Consider the following 14,468-nt stretch of genomic DNA (forward strand, 5'->3'; position numbering starts at 1 on the left):
CATGGAATTTGATTATTTTGTTACTCCACAATGGCTTTTTGAACATCACGACGCTCAAGATCTCGTGATAGTTGATGTTAGCGCGCCTATGCCTACGCAAGATATTGACTATCATCAGCGCTATCTTGAACGTCATATTCCTGGTGCCCATTTTTTTGATCTGGATGAAATCGCCGATAAAACAACATCATTACCACATATGTTGCCATCTGACACACTGTTTTCTGAAACCTTAACTCAGTTAGGTATTTCAAATAATACAACAGTGATCCTCTATGATATCGGCAATCTCTTTTCAGCACCTCGTGGCTGGTGGACTTTTACTACCTTAGGTTGTCACAAGGTGCGTATTCTGGCCGGTGGTTTACAAGCTTGGCAAGAAGCGGGGTTCCCCCTTGAACAAGGAGAAACGCCCAAAGTCCCAGCCACTCACCCTTTTATCGTCACACGCCACACTCAACGCTGTGTCGATAAACAACAAATACTGGATAATCTGACCACGCAACAAAATCAAATCATTGATGCTCGCTCGGCGGATAGATTTTATGGCAGAGCACCAGAGCCTCGCCCTGGTTTACGTAGGGGCCATATTCCCAATAGTAAAAATGTTCCTTGGGATAGCTTAGTCATTAATGGACAATTAAAAGATAAAGCGCAATTACAGCACATTTTTGAACAAGCGGGAGTCGATTTATCTCAGCCAATTATTGTCAGTTGTGGCTCAGGTATGACTGCGGCTATTCTATTTTTAGCTTTAACTCTATTGGGCTGCCAAAATATCGCACTGTATGATGGCTCTTGGGCGCAGTGGGGAGCAGAAAACGCATTACCTTGTGAATGCGAATAAAATAAAAGCGATAGTGAAGTTAACGCAAAAAAGTAAACCCGCAGATGCGGGTTTAATAGTATTAATAGACTCTTTATTTCCAATTAACTGGCAAATATTTTTGCTAAATAAAGCACAACGATTGCCCCTATTACGGCAACGACAAAACTACCAAAATTGAAACCATCTACTTTGCCTTTACCAAAGAAATTACTAATTACACCACCAACTACAGCACCCACAATACCTAGAATACAGGTCCAGATAAGGCCGATATCATACGAGCCAGGCATTAAAAATTTGGCTAAGATACCCGCAATAAGACCGAACACAATCCAAGAAAGAAATCCCATAGTTCCCCCTAAATGTAGTGATAATATAGATAGTATATTAAAAATGGTCACTTTAAGAGTGTAAGACGAAATAGTGATTTTTTCCAATAATTGTACTTAAACAGCAATTATTTTTTTCATATTCAGATATTTTTACCTTTTTATAGAAAAAACCAGCACCTTATTATTAATGCTGGTTTTGGCTATTAATAACCTATTGTGGTTATTATAACGCTTCTATTATTTTGGCTATTTCAGGTGAGGTTTTTAGCGTTCTAATTTGACTAAAAAGTGCATCAGCATCTTGATATTCTTTCCTTAAATATCCCAACCACTGTTTTATACGGGAAGCATGGTAATAAGTGGTATCCCCTTGCTTTTCTAGACGAATATAGCGTTTAAGTAATTGGATCACTTGTGACCAAGGCATTTTTTCTTCAATACCTTTTATCACATTACTTAAATTGGGCGTATGCATCGCCCCGCGACCTATCATAATCGCATCACAGCCGGTTATCTTTAAACAAGAGATAGCATCTTCTCGACACCAAATCTCACCGTTAGCGATAACGGGAATAGTCAATTTTTGGCGAATTTCACCAATCGCCTGCCAGTTTATCTTATCAGCACGATAACCATCTTCTTTTGTTCTACCGTGGATAGTAATTTCTGTCGCGCCACCTTGTTCTACGGCATCGGCAATTTCATGACAATAAGATGAACAATCCCACCCTAATCGGACCTTTACAGAAACAGGTAAATCCGCAGGTACAGCACCACGCATCGCTTTAGTTGCTTGATAAATCGTTTCTGGTTGTTTTAATAACGAGGCACCACCACCATTACCATTGACGGTTTTAGAAGGACAACCACAATTAAGATCAACCCCCCATGAACCTAAAGAGACGGCTCGAAAAGCGTTTTCTGCCAACCATTGTGGATTTTGCCCTAATAATTGTACCCGCACCAAAGTGCCACTTTGCGTGCGGCTTTGGGTGTGTAATTCAGGGCATAAACGATAAAATGCTTTTGGCGGTAATAATGAATCAACAACGCGAATAAATTCCGTGATACAGAGATCGTAATGATTAATCGCCGTCAGTAGATCTCTCACAAGGGGGTCTAACACCCCCTCCATTGGCGCTAATAGGACTCGCACAGTTTAGCCTCAAAATTCTTTTCTAGCTTTTGACCAAGGATTTTGATTATCACGATCATCATCGTGTTTGCGTGAACGTCTAGCTGGTTTAGATTTATTCTGTTTTATCTCACCCGTTTCACTCTCTTTTTGATTACGACTATTTTTATTACGTGGTGTATGGCGATTATCTTTGCCACGCATATCAGCACGACCATGTCCGCCTTCTTTATTATTACGTGCTTTATTCTTTGGCTTTTTATGCAAAGGTGCCGCTTTTATTGAGGGATCAGGATCATAACCTTCTAATGCTAAACGAGGAATTTCACGTTTTAATAAGCGTTCAATATCGGCTAATAAGCCATGTTCATCAACACAAACTAAAGATATCGCTTTACCTGTTGCCGCCGCACGCCCTGTTCGACCAATACGATGAACGTAATCTTCTGCTACCTGCGGTAATTCAAAGTTGACCACATAAGGAAGTTGGTCAATATCAAGTCCCCGCGCTGCAATATCAGTGGCAACTAACGCTTTTAATTTACCGTCTTTAAAATCAGCTAAAGCACGTGTTCTAGCTCCTTGGCTTTTATTACCATGGATCGCCGCTGATTTGATGCCATCTAAATTAAGATGTTCAGCTAATTTATTCGCACCATGTTTAGTTCGAGTAAAAATAAGAACTTGAGGCCAATTTTCTAGACCAATTAAGTGTGATAACAGCTCTGTCTTACGCTTTTTATCCACTAAATGGACATATTGATCAACAGATTCAGCCGCTGAGTTTTTGGGGGCAACAGCAATACTTATAGGATTGTTGAGTAGTGAGTTAGCAAGCCCTGTTATCTCTTTTGAAAAAGTCGCTGAAAAGAGTAAATTTTGTCGTTTTTTCGGTAACTTATTGATGACTCGACGAATATCATGAATAAATCCCATATCTAACATACGATCAGCTTCATCTAACACCAATACTTCAACGCGAGATAAGTCGACAGCATTTTGATGTTCAAGATCAAGTAAGCGGCCCGGTGTTGCAATCAAAACATCGACGCCACCTCGTAGTTTCATCATTTGAGGATTGATACTAACGCCACCAAAAACCACCAATGAACGAATAGGTAAATAACGACTATAAGCTTTTACGTTATCGGCAATTTGTGCAGCTAATTCACGTGTAGGGGTTAAAATAAGTGCTTTAACTGGCTTACGCCCTTTCGTTTTCTCTGCTGATGTAGCGAGTTTTTCCAGTATCGGTAATGTAAATGCGGCCGTTTTTCCCGTACCCGTTTGTGCACTTGCTAATACGTCCTTACCCGCCAAAATCGGCTCAATCGCCTGTTGTTGAATAGGGGTTGGGGTTTTATACCCTTGTTCATCAATAGCGCGGAGAAGCGCCTCACTTAAACCAAGCGATGTAAAATCGGTCAAAACAGAAATCTCCTACAACCAGAACGTATAACACGGTGATTGAAATTAAAAATGACGGGCTTTCACCTCAAGGTGAAAGAGAATGAACCTTATCAGGTTAACCTAATAGCGGTCATTTTAACAGTTTTGCTATCTTGCGAATATAAAAATAATTTTTAAATAAATCATGTTTTTTTTATTACATGTCATCTTTATTTCATTATTTACTACAAATTTATCCTGTTACTCAATATCATCGAATATACTACTTTCAATAACGACTATTTTAATGTTATTTCTTTGTTACATTTTACTTAAGTAAGGTATCCTTATGCCAGACACACACCAAAAGAAAACTCGAGGGGAACTTGCAAAACGACAGTTATTAGAAGCTGCCTGTGAAATCTTTGGTAAAAATGGGCCTGATGGCGCCACAACTCGCCAGATTGCGCAAGCTGCGAAGCAAAATATCGCGGCTATTGCTTACTATTTTGGCTCTAAAGAAGGGTTATATCTCGCTGTTGCACAGTATATTGCCGATTTAATTCGAATTGATTTTGAACCCACCGTTGCACAACTTGATGATTTTATTGAAAAACCTAATCCAACAGAGCACTTACCCCTATTACAAAAACTGATCATTGACAGTTTTTTGCAATATGCCCGACTCGTACTTGATAAAAGCAATGTACATATCAGTCGTATTATGGCAAGAGAACAACTTGTTCCCACAGAAGCCTATTCCCTTATCCACCAGCAAGCGTTATCTCCGCTATTAACTCGTGTAAATCGTTTATTAGCACTTTATATTGGCTTAGATCCAACTTTACCAAAAACCATGCTACATACTCACGCTATTTTGGGAGAGGTGCTATCATTTCGATTAGTACGAGAAACCATTTTACGCCAAACTGGATGGGATAGAATTGGTAAACAGGAATATGAAATTATTTCTAATACCTTAAAAGTACATATTACTTTACTACTTGATGGACTAAGAGAGATCTATACTCATAACAACCATGCATAAATATAAATAGAGTTATTATGAAAACGAAAAAAATCAGTGTCTTTATTATCTTAATGATTATTATCGGTATTATCGCAGGTATCTATTATTATGAAGAGAACAAAGATCCTGAGTTAGTACTCTATGGAAATGTTGATATTCGGACGGTTAACTTAAGTTTTCGTGTTGCAGGCAAGTTAGCGGAACTACAAGTTGATGAAGGTGCGCCGGTCACCAAAGGTCAATTATTAGGCCAACTCGATGATGCACCTTACATTAATGCATTAAATAAAGCTTATGGTGAACGTGATAGTGCCATCGCTTCATTAGCCTTAATGGAGGCTGGTTACCGCAGTGAAGAAATTGCACAAGCCCAGTCAGATGTGTCATTAAAACGTGCCGCATGGCAATATGCTGAAAACTTTTATAAGCGACAACAAGATCTTGCTAATCGCAAAGTTATTTCAGCCAATGACTTAGACAGTGCCCGCAATAATCGTAACCAAGCGGCTGCGGCATTAAAAGCAGCACAAGACAAACTCAATCAATATCAAAATGGTTATCGCCAAGAAGATATTGATATGGCAAGAGGTCAAGTACTTCAAGCCAAAGCGGCAGTTGCCCAAGCAGAGCTTAATCTTCAAGACACCAAATTAACCTCACCTGCAGAAGGAACTATACTGACTCGTGCTGTGGAGCCTGGCACTATTTTATCAGCAGGAAGCCCTGTTTTTACTGTTTCTTTAACTAACCCTGTGTGGGTTAGAGCTTATATTAGTGAAAATCATTTAGGTGAAGCGATACCTAATCGCGAAGTGTATCTTTATACCGACAGTCGCAAAGATAAGCCTTATCATGGCACTATAGGTTTTGTTTCGCCAACCGCTGAGTTTACCCCTAAAAGCGTTGAAACACCGGAACTACGCACTGATCTAGTTTATCGTATAAGAGTGGTTGTCACCGATGCTGATGATGCATTACGCCAAGGAATGCCAGTGACCTTGAAATTTGCACCGACTCATTAAGTTGAGGAGAGGCAATCAATATGGATAACACAAATTACACCATCAATTTAAGCGGTGTTGAAAAACGCTTTATTGGGCTTGAAAAACCGGCGGTTGCTTCACTCACCGCCACCATTACCGGTGGTTCAGTCACAGGTCTTGTCGGCCCTGATGGTGCGGGAAAAACAACCCTAATCCGCATGCTAGCAGGATTACTAAAACCTGATGCTGGTGAGATCAAAATTTTAGGAATGGATCCGCAAAAACAGAGTGTTGATGTTAGGGCTATCCTCGGTTATATGCCACAAAAATTTGGCTTATATGAAGATCTCACTGTGCTAGAGAATCTCAACCTTTATGCAGATTTAAAAAATGTTATCGGTGAAGAGAGAAAAAGAGTTTATCAACAGCTACTCTCTTTTACTGACTTAACACGTTTTACCTCTCGTCTAGCGGGTAATCTTTCTGGTGGGATGAAACAAAAATTAGGGTTAGCTTGTACTCTATTAGGTAGTCCCAAAGTCCTGTTATTAGATGAGCCGGGAGTTGGTGTTGATCCCATTGCCCGTCGAGAGCTTTGGCAAATGGTTCATACCTTAGCCGGTGATGGCATGCTTATCTTATGGAGTACCTCTTATCTTGATGAAGCAGAACAATGTAAAAACATTCTGCTACTGAATAAAGGTGAATTACTTTATAGCGGTGTACCTCAGACCTTAACGGCTAAAATGGCGGGACGCTCTTTTTTACTCAATGTTGAAGGTCATCAGCGTCGAAAAGTATTGCAACAAGCCATTATACAACCTCAAGTGACCGATGGCGTGATCCAAGGGCAATCTGTACGATTGATCTTAAAAAAACACAGTGACCAAACAGCATTGTTAAACGCCTTAGGAAAACCAGATGCAAAACTTATTCCGGCGACACCGCGCTTTGAAGATGCCTTTATTGATTTATTAGGTGGTGGCCCTTCTCATAAATCTGAACTGGCGGAGATCATGCCACAAATCCCCCCAGCACCCGATGAAACCGTTATTGAAGCACAACAATTAACGAAAATGTTCGGTCAATTTGCCGCCACTGATCATGTTGATTTCCAAGTTAAACGTGGGGAGATTTTCGGATTATTAGGCCCTAACGGTGCGGGAAAATCGACAACTTTTAAGATGATGTGCGGGCTATTAGTACCAACGAGTGGTAAAGCATTAGTGTTAGGTATGGATCTGAAAGTCAGCTCAGGTAAAGCTCGCCAACATTTAGGTTATATGGCACAAAAATTCTCGCTATATAGCAACTTAAAAGTGGGGCAAAACCTGAAATTTTTTTCTGGGGTTTATGGATTATATGGTAAGCAACAGCGCAATAAAATTAATGATATGATAACCGCATTTGGCTTACAGCCAATGATTAATCAAATCACCGATACCTTACCTCTTGGCTATAAACAGCGTCTTGCCCTTGCATGCTCTTTGATGCATGAGCCAGATATTCTTTTTCTTGATGAACCTACCTCAGGGGTTGACCCTTTAACACGCCGTGAATTCTGGCTTCATATCAATGGAATGGTGGATAAAGGTGTAACAGTGATGGTAACGACTCACTTTATGGATGAAGCTGAATATTGTGATCGTATCGGTTTGGTTTATCGCGGAAAAATTATTGCAGCAGGCGAGCCGGATTCATTAAAACAGATGGTAGCAACAGAAGAAAATCCGACCCCCTCTATGGAAGATGCTTTTATTGGCTTAGTACTGGATTACGATAAAAAACTTGAACAAGAAAATCACCAAGGGAGCGAAAAACATGAGTAATTCGTCTCAATCATCACCTGCACATTTTTCTTGGCGACGTTTATATGCTCTTTGTTTAAAAGAGACTAAACAAATCACCCGTGATCCCAGTAGCGCGCTTATTGCTATTGTTATCCCCCTCACCTTACTGTTTATTTTTGGTTACGGTATCAACTTAGATTCAAGCAAATTAAATATTGGTATACTAACTAACCAACAAAGCCAACCGGCACAAGAGTTAGTGTATACTTTTACCAACTCTCCCTATATTAACGCCACCATTAGCGATAATCGCCAATTGCTTATCGATAAAATGCAAGCCGGAGAAATTCGTGGCATTGTGGTTATTCCTGTCGACTTTGCGCAATTATTAGCCCGACAAGATAGCAAAGCTCCCATTCAAGTGATCACCGATGGTAGTGAGCCAAATACCGCAAACTTTGTACAAGCCTATACCAAAGGGGTTTGGCAAATCTGGTTACAGCAACAAGCTTTAAGTCAAGGCATTCAACAGCAACCATTAATTGAAATTGAGCCAAGGTATTGGTTTAACCCTGCCGCCATCAGCCAACACTATATTATTCCCGGTGCCGTCACTATTATCATCACCGTGGTTGGGGCTATTCTAACCTCTTTGGTTATCGCTCGAGAATGGGAGCGTGGCACCATGGAAGCCTTACTCTCAACCCAAATTACACGCACAGAATTACTGCTTTCCAAGCTTATTCCTTATCAAGTATTAGGCAGTTTTGTTATGGTGCTATGTATGTTGGTCACTGTCTATATATTAGGCGTGCCTTACCGTGGCTCATTATGGATTTTAGCGGGTATTACTTCACTATTTTTAGCCACTGCACTAGGTATGGGGCTATTGATCTCCACCCTAACTCGCAATCAATTTAACGCGGCAATGATCTCGCTTAATGCGGCTTTTTTACCTGCGGTGATGTTATCAGGCTTTGTGTTTGAAATTGATAGCATGCCATTTTTTATTCAAGTAGTGACCTATTTTATTCCCGCACGTTATTTTGTTAGTAGCTTACAGACACTCTTCTTAGCGGGAGATATTCCGATGATCTTAATGCTGGATATGTGGCTATTAATTGTTTCAGCCATCTTTTTTATTGGCTTAACGGCGTTAGCAACACGTCGTCGCTTAGATTAATAAGGGAGAGTTTTTATGTTTCATCGTCTTCTCACCCTGATAATGAAAGAGCTACAGTCATTATTACAAGAGCCGCAAACACGGATTATCTTAATATTACCGGTTATCTTTCAGATGATCTTATTCCCTTTTGCGGCCACCCTTGATGTTACCAATGCCTCTGTTGCTATTTTTGATGAAGACAATGGTAAACAATCTATTGAATTAACCCAACGCATAGCCAAAGCCAGTGCTTTTTCTGAAACCCTATTATTAAAAAGTGAACATGAAATTAAAGAGACGATTAATAATCGTAAAGCCTTGCTATTAGTGCGTTTTCCACAAAATTTTAGTGCTAATTTAGCCAGTCATACTCCGGTAAAATTACAATTAATTCTTGATGGACGTAATTCTAATAGTGCACAAATTGCGGCAAATTATGTACAACAAATTGTGCAAAATTATCAAACAGAATTAGCCGGCGATACCCCATCTTTACTGAATAAAAGCGAATTAGTAGTACGCAATTGGTATAACCCCAATTTAAACTATAAATGGTTTATTGTGCCTTCTTTAGTAGCCTTAATTATCACCATCGGGGTAATGATAGTAACATCACTGTCTGTTGCTAGAGAGCGAGAGCAAGGGACATTAGATCAGCTATTAGTTTCACCGTTATCAACTTGGCAAATCTTTGTGGGAAAAGCGGTTCCTGCCATGGTTGTTGCGGCAGTACAGGGAACCATTGTATTAATTATCGGTATTTTCGGCTATCAAATACCTTTTTCAGGCTCACTGCTATTATTTTACTTTACCATGCTTATTTACGGTTTATCGCTGGTAGGTTTTGGGCTTTTGATTTCCGCGTTAAGTTCAACACAACAACAAGCATTTATTGGTGTGTTCGTATTTATGATGCCCGCAGTATTATTATCAGGCTATATTTCTCCAGTGGAAAATATGCCAGTTTGGTTACAGCAAGCCACATGGATAAACCCAATCCGTCATTTCACCGATATTACCAAACAAATCTACCTCAAAAATGCCGATATTACCGTAATATGGCATAGTTTATGGGCACTGATTGTTATTGCTATTGGGACAGGATCTATTGCCTATTATCTTTTCCGCAGGAAGATAGTATAAAATCTGTACCTTGATAGATAAGAATAAACATCTCACGCTATAAATAACGACTTGCTGCCCGTATTTTATAAATACAAAAAATCCCATAACTGAAGAGGTTATGGGATTTAACTATGCGGTTATTAAACGACGCAGTTTATGATTAACGACGATCGCCTAAAATACGCAGTAACATTAAGAACAGGTTGATAAAATCTAAATAAAGCGTTAATGCACCCATAATTGAGTAACGGCGCATATTTTCTTTATCTTCTTGATTAATTTCGCTACCCATATCCTTTAATTTTTGTGTGTCATATGCGGTTAAACCAGCGAAAATCAGTACACCTGCGTAAGAGATAACCATGCTCATCATGCTGCTTTGCATAAAGATATTAACAATAGAAGCAATGATAATACCGATAAGCCCCATAAACAGGAAGCTACCCATCCCAGTTAAACTACGTTTAGTGGTGTAACCATAAACACTTAATGCACCAAACATTGCCGCACAGATAAAGAAAGTGCTAGCAACAGAGGAGTAAGTATAAACAATTAACACACTCGAAATAGTGACACCTGTTAATGCGGAATAGAGCATAAAGAGGGTTGTAGCAAGCGCACCACTCATTTTATGTACCATACCGGATAATATAAAAACTAATGCTAATTGAGCGATAATCAAACCGAAGAAAAAGATCTTATTAGTGAAGATCATCTCAATTAAAGTCGCGCTGGATGCAACATACAGAGCAACAAATGCAGTAAGTAACAGACCTACTGTCATCCAGCCATACACTTGCGCCATAAAGGTTTGTAGACCTGTACCAGTGCGCTGTACGATTGAATCATTTGAACGTGAAAATCGATCCATGATGATTACCCTTTAATCATAGTGATAACGTTGAATTTAACGATAACGTTTATTTCAGTAAAGAGCCCATTATGGACTCATTAGTGATTAATTTTATCACACTAATGTTACATTTCCACGAAATAAACTGTATAGAATGTCACCGTAAAATAAATTTAAGTAAAGTGATGTTGTCTTTGATTTCGCTTGATGAATTATTCCCAACGCTTAGCTGAATCATAGTCACTTTGGCGAGCATCAACCCATCTATCTTGGTTAGCTGATAGCCCCTCTTTTTTCCAAAAAGGCGCGCGCGTTTTTAAAAAATCCATAATAAATTCTGCGGATTCAAAAGCACTATGGCGATGTGCGCTGGTCACACCAACAAACACGATCTCTTCACCAATATTTAATTGGCCAACACGGTGGATGACGCTGACTCTTTGTAAAGGCCAACGCGCGCGTGCTTGCTCAACAATGTCATTTAACGCCTTTTCTGTCATACCAGGATAATGCTCTAGAGTTAGCGTATTAACTTCATCACCTAAATTATGATTACGCACTTTTCCTGTAAAAGTGACGACCGCACCATCACTTTCACACTCTGACAACCATTGATATTCATCACCAACATTAAAATGTTCGTTTTGGACTGATATACGGGTCAATGTACTCATCTTAGCCCCCTGTTACAGGTGGGAAAAAAGCCACTTCATCACCGTCTTTAATGGCATAAGTGCCTTGAACAAAGGATTGATTTACCGCGGATAACAATTTGCCATCTTCAAGCGCTAATGCCCAACGATCGCCTTTGTTAATTAAAGCACGGCGTAAATCATCCACTGTTGGATAATCATTTTGTAATTCCAGTGAATCAACACCCACTAATTCACGCACTTGGGCGAAAAAAAGAACCTTAATCATGCATCCACCTTAAAGTGTCCCGATTTACCACCGGTTTTTTCTAATAAACGCACAGATCCTATGACCATATCTTTTTGTACTGCTTTGCACATATCATAGATAGTCAATGCGGCCACTGATGCGGCAGTGAGAGCTTCCATTTCAACCCCCGTTTTACCCGTTAAGCGACACACTGATTCAATACGCACACGATTTGAGTCTGTAAGGGCTTCTAAATGGACTTCAACTTTGGTTAACAGCAATGGGTGACATAAAGGAATTAATTCCCATGTTCTTTTGGCTGCTTGAATACCCGCAATACGTGCGGTAGCAAAGACATCTCCCTTATGGTGTCGACCTTCGGTTATCATTGCTAAGGTTTCTGCTGACATTTCAACAAAGGCTTCTGCTCGTGCTTCACGTACGGTTTCAGCTTTGGCGCTAACATCCACCATATGCGCTTCACCGGCAGCATTAATATGAGTTAGTTGAGACATGCACAACTCCTGAAATTAACTAAATAACAGAGCGAAAAAACTTATCCACCAATCACAGAAAGATTAGGGGTAATACCACTATCGCCCTGATGAAGAAAATGTGTTTCTCTTTTATGAAGAAGTCCACCCTGAATACGCTGTTGTAGAGCTTGTTGTTGTGCATCATCAGCCAATAAATCGCGTAAAGGAATACCATTTTCGCCAAATAAGCAAAGATGAAGATTACCAATCGCAGAAACGCGTAAACGGTTACAGGTGACACAGAAGTCTTTTTCATAAGGCATGATAAGACCAATTTCACCTTGATAATCAGGATGAGTAAAGACTTGAGCTGGCCCATCACTACGGGCGCGAGGAATTTGTAGCCAACCTTCGTTAAGTAAACGTTGGCGGATCACTTCACCAGATAAATGAAAGCGATTAAAAACATCACTACCATCACCAGTTTCCATTAGTTCAATAAAGCGTAGTTGTATCGGTCTGTCTTTGATCCAATGGAGAAAATCAGGCAAGTTTTTATCATTTACGTTGCGCATTAACACAACATTGACTTTCACTTTGTCATAACCTGCCGTAAAAGCAGCGTCTATTCCTTCCATCACTTGATGGAATTTATCTTGCCCGGTAATGGCATGAAATTGGCGGGGATCTAAGCTATCAACACTGACATTTATCGCACTTAGCCCCGCATCACGCCATTGTGCAACATCACGGGCTAAACGATAGCCGTTTGTTGTCACAGCAATCTTTTTAATGGCTGGGTTTTCATTAATAGTCGCGATAATATCAGTAAAATCTCGACGCATCGTAGGCTCACCACCCGTTAAACGGATTTTTTCTGTGCCTAATTCAGCAAAAGAGTGAGTCAGTCGGCGGATTTCATCCAGTGATAGAAAGGACTTATGACCATTTGGCTTGTAGCCATTAGGTAAGCAGTAAGTGCAACGGAAATTACACACGTCTGTGATTGATAGACGTAAATAGAAAAATTTGCGGGAAAACGCATCAACAAGTTGTTGCATAATAACACCTTTCCAAATTCGGGAGATGCGGGCATTTCTACCGTGCACCCTGGTGACTTAGTTAGTCACGGCCAGAACATCATATCTTTTGGATAAAGCTTGTTGACTTAGATGTTAAGGCTAGGAGTTAATCTTTACCTGTTTTTAACAGGTTCTTATACCAATATTTTATGTGTGGATTTTACCTGTTTATTTAATAAAAAGCGAATATTGTTTTCGTTATATAATTTATAATACAACGACTTACAACACTTTTTTTATTTTTATTCTATTTACACTCCCCTTACTCTTCCCTTTTATTTGTCTAAATAACCAGCAATCGATACTCATTCAAGATTAAGAATGTGATGAAATCACGCCGTGATCATAGGCTTAAATTATAATTGTGATAAATTAGCGGCAAATTTTTAAAAGTGAGTAAGACAATTATGCGAAATCGCACGCTAAGTGATTTAGATCGTGTTGTAGCCCTTGGTGGAGGTCATGGCCTTGGACGTGTGCTTTCAGCACTCTCCCATTTAGGAACACGCCTTACGGGGATTGTCACGACAACAGATAATGGTGGCTCCACGGGACGTATTCGTAAAGACGAAGGCGGTATCGCGTGGGGAGATATGCGCAATTGTATTAATCAATTAATCACAGAGCCTTCCGTTGCTTCTGCGATGTTTGAATACCGTTTCTCAGGCACAGGAGAGCTTGCTGGACACAACTTAGGTAATCTTATGCTAAAGGCCTTAGATAACTTAAGCGTTCGTCCATTAGAAGCAATTAATCTTATCCGCGGTCTACTTAGAGTCAATGCTCATCTTATTCCTATGTCAGAACAAGCGGTTGATTTAATGGCCATTGATGATGAAGGTAATGAAATCTATGGCGAGGTCAATGTAGATAATTTACCGAGGATGCCTCGTCAATTAAAACTCTATCCAGACGTCACCACCACACGAGAAGCCATTGAAGCCATTGAGCAAGCTGATTTAATTTTAATTGGCCCGGGCAGTTTTTTTACCAGTTTGATGCCTTTATTGTTGCTACCTGATTTAGCTAAAGCATTACGTCGTAGCAGTGCCACTACTATTTATATTGGTAATTTAGGTAAAGAGCTTAGCCCTGCGGCTGCAAGTATGACGATGTCAGATAAAATCGCCATGATGGAAACCTATATTGGCTTACAAACTATTGATGCCGTGATTATTAGTCCAGAAACACAATATGAATCAATGAAAGGACGATTAATTGTTCAAGCGCAATTAGAGGCGAAAGATATTCCTTACCGTCATGATAGGCACCTATTAAGTAAAGCTATTGAATTAACACTTCAGCAATTAGGTCAACGTAATACCGCTTGTACAGCGAGTTAATCGTTATACCAATCAAAAAACCGCACTAAAATCATTATCTATCTCAGTGCGGTT

At 39.8% G+C, this 14,468-nt stretch carries 15 protein-coding genes and 1 riboswitch; of the genes, 7 read left to right on the forward strand and 8 right to left on the reverse strand.

Translation table 11 applies throughout. From position 1 onward, the window contains the following. Position 1: 1 nt before the first annotated feature. On the forward strand, positions 2 to 847 hold the full coding sequence (sseA, locus tag AACV00_RS11970) for a 3-mercaptopyruvate sulfurtransferase (RefSeq protein ID WP_161680296.1): 846 nt from the start codon (positions 2 to 4) through the stop codon (positions 845 to 847). An 83-nt stretch (positions 848 to 930) separates the two neighbouring features. Here the strand turns inward: sseA and AACV00_RS11975 are convergent, their stop codons facing one another. The 3 genes from AACV00_RS11975 to rhlE form a co-directional block, all read right to left on the reverse strand. After that, complete coding sequence (locus AACV00_RS11975) at positions 931 to 1,179, reverse strand: GlsB/YeaQ/YmgE family stress response membrane protein (protein ID WP_004244486.1); 249 nt, start codon at positions 1,177 to 1,179, stop codon at positions 931 to 933. A 205-nt stretch (positions 1,180 to 1,384) separates the two neighbouring features. Continuing rightward, a complete protein-coding gene (dusC, locus tag AACV00_RS11980; RefSeq protein WP_004247575.1) occupies positions 1,385 to 2,317 on the reverse strand; it encodes a tRNA dihydrouridine(16) synthase DusC in 933 nt (310 codons plus the stop codon). Positions 2,318 to 2,326: 9 nt separating this feature from the next. After that, positions 2,327 to 3,724 carry an ATP-dependent RNA helicase RhlE gene (rhlE, locus tag AACV00_RS11985; protein ID WP_004244484.1) on the reverse strand — a complete coding sequence of 466 codons (1,398 nt, stop codon included), beginning with the start codon at positions 3,722 to 3,724 and terminating at the stop codon, positions 2,327 to 2,329. Between the two features lie 310 nt (positions 3,725 to 4,034). On the opposite strand from rhlE, the gene cecR reads away from it, so the two are divergent. Genes cecR through AACV00_RS12010 form a run of 5 tightly spaced genes read left to right on the forward strand, consistent with a single transcriptional unit; the run spans position 4,035 to position 9,796 of the window. Then, positions 4,035 to 4,733 carry a transcriptional regulator CecR gene (gene cecR / locus AACV00_RS11990; protein ID WP_104459811.1) on the forward strand — a complete coding sequence of 233 codons (699 nt, stop codon included), beginning with the start codon at positions 4,035 to 4,037 and terminating at the stop codon, positions 4,731 to 4,733. Between the two features lie 17 nt (positions 4,734 to 4,750). Further along, complete coding sequence (hlyD, locus tag AACV00_RS11995) at positions 4,751 to 5,737, forward strand: secretion protein HlyD (RefSeq protein WP_004247573.1); 987 nt, start codon at positions 4,751 to 4,753, stop codon at positions 5,735 to 5,737. Between the two features lie 20 nt (positions 5,738 to 5,757). Then, positions 5,758 to 7,527 (forward strand): ATP-binding cassette domain-containing protein, encoded by a 1,770-nt coding sequence (locus AACV00_RS12000; protein ID WP_004247572.1) that lies wholly within the window; start codon positions 5,758 to 5,760, stop codon positions 7,525 to 7,527. Continuing rightward, positions 7,520 to 8,671 carry an ABC transporter permease gene (locus AACV00_RS12005; protein WP_004244479.1) on the forward strand — a complete coding sequence of 384 codons (1,152 nt, stop codon included), beginning with the start codon at positions 7,520 to 7,522 and terminating at the stop codon, positions 8,669 to 8,671. Before AACV00_RS12000 ends, AACV00_RS12005 begins: the two co-directional genes overlap by 8 nt. Positions 8,672 to 8,686: 15 nt before the next feature. After that, complete coding sequence (locus tag AACV00_RS12010; RefSeq protein WP_004244478.1) at positions 8,687 to 9,796, forward strand: ABC transporter permease; 1,110 nt, start codon at positions 8,687 to 8,689, stop codon at positions 9,794 to 9,796. Between the two features lie 142 nt (positions 9,797 to 9,938). On the opposite strand, the gene AACV00_RS12015 is transcribed toward AACV00_RS12010, so the two are convergent. The 5 genes from AACV00_RS12015 to moaA all read right to left on the reverse strand — a co-directional run bounded on the left by AACV00_RS12015 (position 9,939) and on the right by moaA (position 13,050). Beyond that, the gene (locus tag AACV00_RS12015) at positions 9,939 to 10,649 is read right to left on the reverse strand and encodes a Bax inhibitor-1/YccA family protein (RefSeq protein ID WP_004244477.1); all 711 of its coding nucleotides are present in this window, start codon (positions 10,647 to 10,649) and stop codon (positions 9,939 to 9,941) included. A gap of 194 nt (positions 10,650 to 10,843) precedes the next feature. After that, positions 10,844 to 11,305 (reverse strand): molybdopterin synthase catalytic subunit MoaE, encoded by a 462-nt coding sequence (gene moaE / locus AACV00_RS12020; RefSeq protein ID WP_004244476.1) that lies wholly within the window; start codon positions 11,303 to 11,305, stop codon positions 10,844 to 10,846. Between the two features lies 1 nt (position 11,306). Next, positions 11,307 to 11,552, reverse strand: a complete 246-nt coding sequence (moaD, locus tag AACV00_RS12025; protein WP_004244475.1) for a molybdopterin synthase sulfur carrier subunit — start codon at positions 11,550 to 11,552, stop codon at positions 11,307 to 11,309. Beyond that, positions 11,549 to 12,028 carry a cyclic pyranopterin monophosphate synthase MoaC gene (gene moaC, locus AACV00_RS12030; protein ID WP_004247569.1) on the reverse strand — a complete coding sequence of 160 codons (480 nt, stop codon included), beginning with the start codon at positions 12,026 to 12,028 and terminating at the stop codon, positions 11,549 to 11,551. The genes moaD and moaC overlap by 4 nt, the downstream gene beginning before the upstream one ends. Before the next feature lie 41 nt (positions 12,029 to 12,069). Continuing rightward, positions 12,070 to 13,050, reverse strand: coding sequence for a GTP 3',8-cyclase MoaA (gene moaA, locus AACV00_RS12035; RefSeq protein WP_004244473.1), 981 nt, complete (start codon positions 13,048 to 13,050; stop codon positions 12,070 to 12,072). Next, positions 13,040 to 13,189, reverse strand: a riboswitch (molybdenum cofactor riboswitch). (Overlaps the previous gene by 11 nt.) Before the next feature lie 289 nt (positions 13,190 to 13,478). On the opposite strand from moaA, the gene AACV00_RS12040 reads away from it, so the two are divergent. Beyond that, positions 13,479 to 14,414 carry a gluconeogenesis factor YvcK family protein gene (locus AACV00_RS12040; RefSeq protein ID WP_004247568.1) on the forward strand — a complete coding sequence of 312 codons (936 nt, stop codon included), beginning with the start codon at positions 13,479 to 13,481 and terminating at the stop codon, positions 14,412 to 14,414. The last annotated feature ends 54 nt before the right edge of the window (positions 14,415 to 14,468 follow it).

It is taken from the genome of Proteus sp. G3927, from assembly GCF_963894685.1.
In the GTDB taxonomy this organism is placed as follows: domain Bacteria; phylum Pseudomonadota; class Gammaproteobacteria; order Enterobacterales; family Enterobacteriaceae; genus Proteus; species Proteus mirabilis.

What these genes read in the sequence shown, in the direction of transcription:
- sseA (WP_161680296.1), top strand. Translation starts at nt 2, where the DNA reads ATGGAATTTGATTATTTTGTTACTCCACAATGGCTTTTTGAACATCAC.
- AACV00_RS11975 (WP_004244486.1), bottom strand. Translation starts at nt 1,179, where the DNA reads ATGGGATTTCTTTCTTGGATTGTGTTCGGTCTTATTGCGGGTATCTTA.
- cecR (WP_104459811.1), top strand. Translation starts at nt 4,035, where the DNA reads ATGCCAGACACACACCAAAAGAAAACTCGAGGGGAACTTGCAAAACGA.
- hlyD (WP_004247573.1), top strand. Translation starts at nt 4,751, where the DNA reads ATGAAAACGAAAAAAATCAGTGTCTTTATTATCTTAATGATTATTATC.
- AACV00_RS12000 (WP_004247572.1), top strand. Translation starts at nt 5,758, where the DNA reads ATGGATAACACAAATTACACCATCAATTTAAGCGGTGTTGAAAAACGC.
- AACV00_RS12005 (WP_004244479.1), top strand. Translation starts at nt 7,520, where the DNA reads ATGAGTAATTCGTCTCAATCATCACCTGCACATTTTTCTTGGCGACGT.
- AACV00_RS12010 (WP_004244478.1), top strand. Translation starts at nt 8,687, where the DNA reads ATGTTTCATCGTCTTCTCACCCTGATAATGAAAGAGCTACAGTCATTA.
- AACV00_RS12015 (WP_004244477.1), bottom strand. Translation starts at nt 10,649, where the DNA reads ATGGATCGATTTTCACGTTCAAATGATTCAATCGTACAGCGCACTGGT.
- moaE (WP_004244476.1), bottom strand. Translation starts at nt 11,305, where the DNA reads ATGAGTACATTGACCCGTATATCAGTCCAAAACGAACATTTTAATGTT.
- moaD (WP_004244475.1), bottom strand. Translation starts at nt 11,552, where the DNA reads ATGATTAAGGTTCTTTTTTTCGCCCAAGTGCGTGAATTAGTGGGTGTT.
- moaC (WP_004247569.1), bottom strand. Translation starts at nt 12,028, where the DNA reads ATGTCTCAACTAACTCATATTAATGCTGCCGGTGAAGCGCATATGGTG.
- moaA (WP_004244473.1), bottom strand. Translation starts at nt 13,050, where the DNA reads ATGCAACAACTTGTTGATGCGTTTTCCCGCAAATTTTTCTATTTACGT.
- AACV00_RS12040 (WP_004247568.1), top strand. Translation starts at nt 13,479, where the DNA reads ATGCGAAATCGCACGCTAAGTGATTTAGATCGTGTTGTAGCCCTTGGT.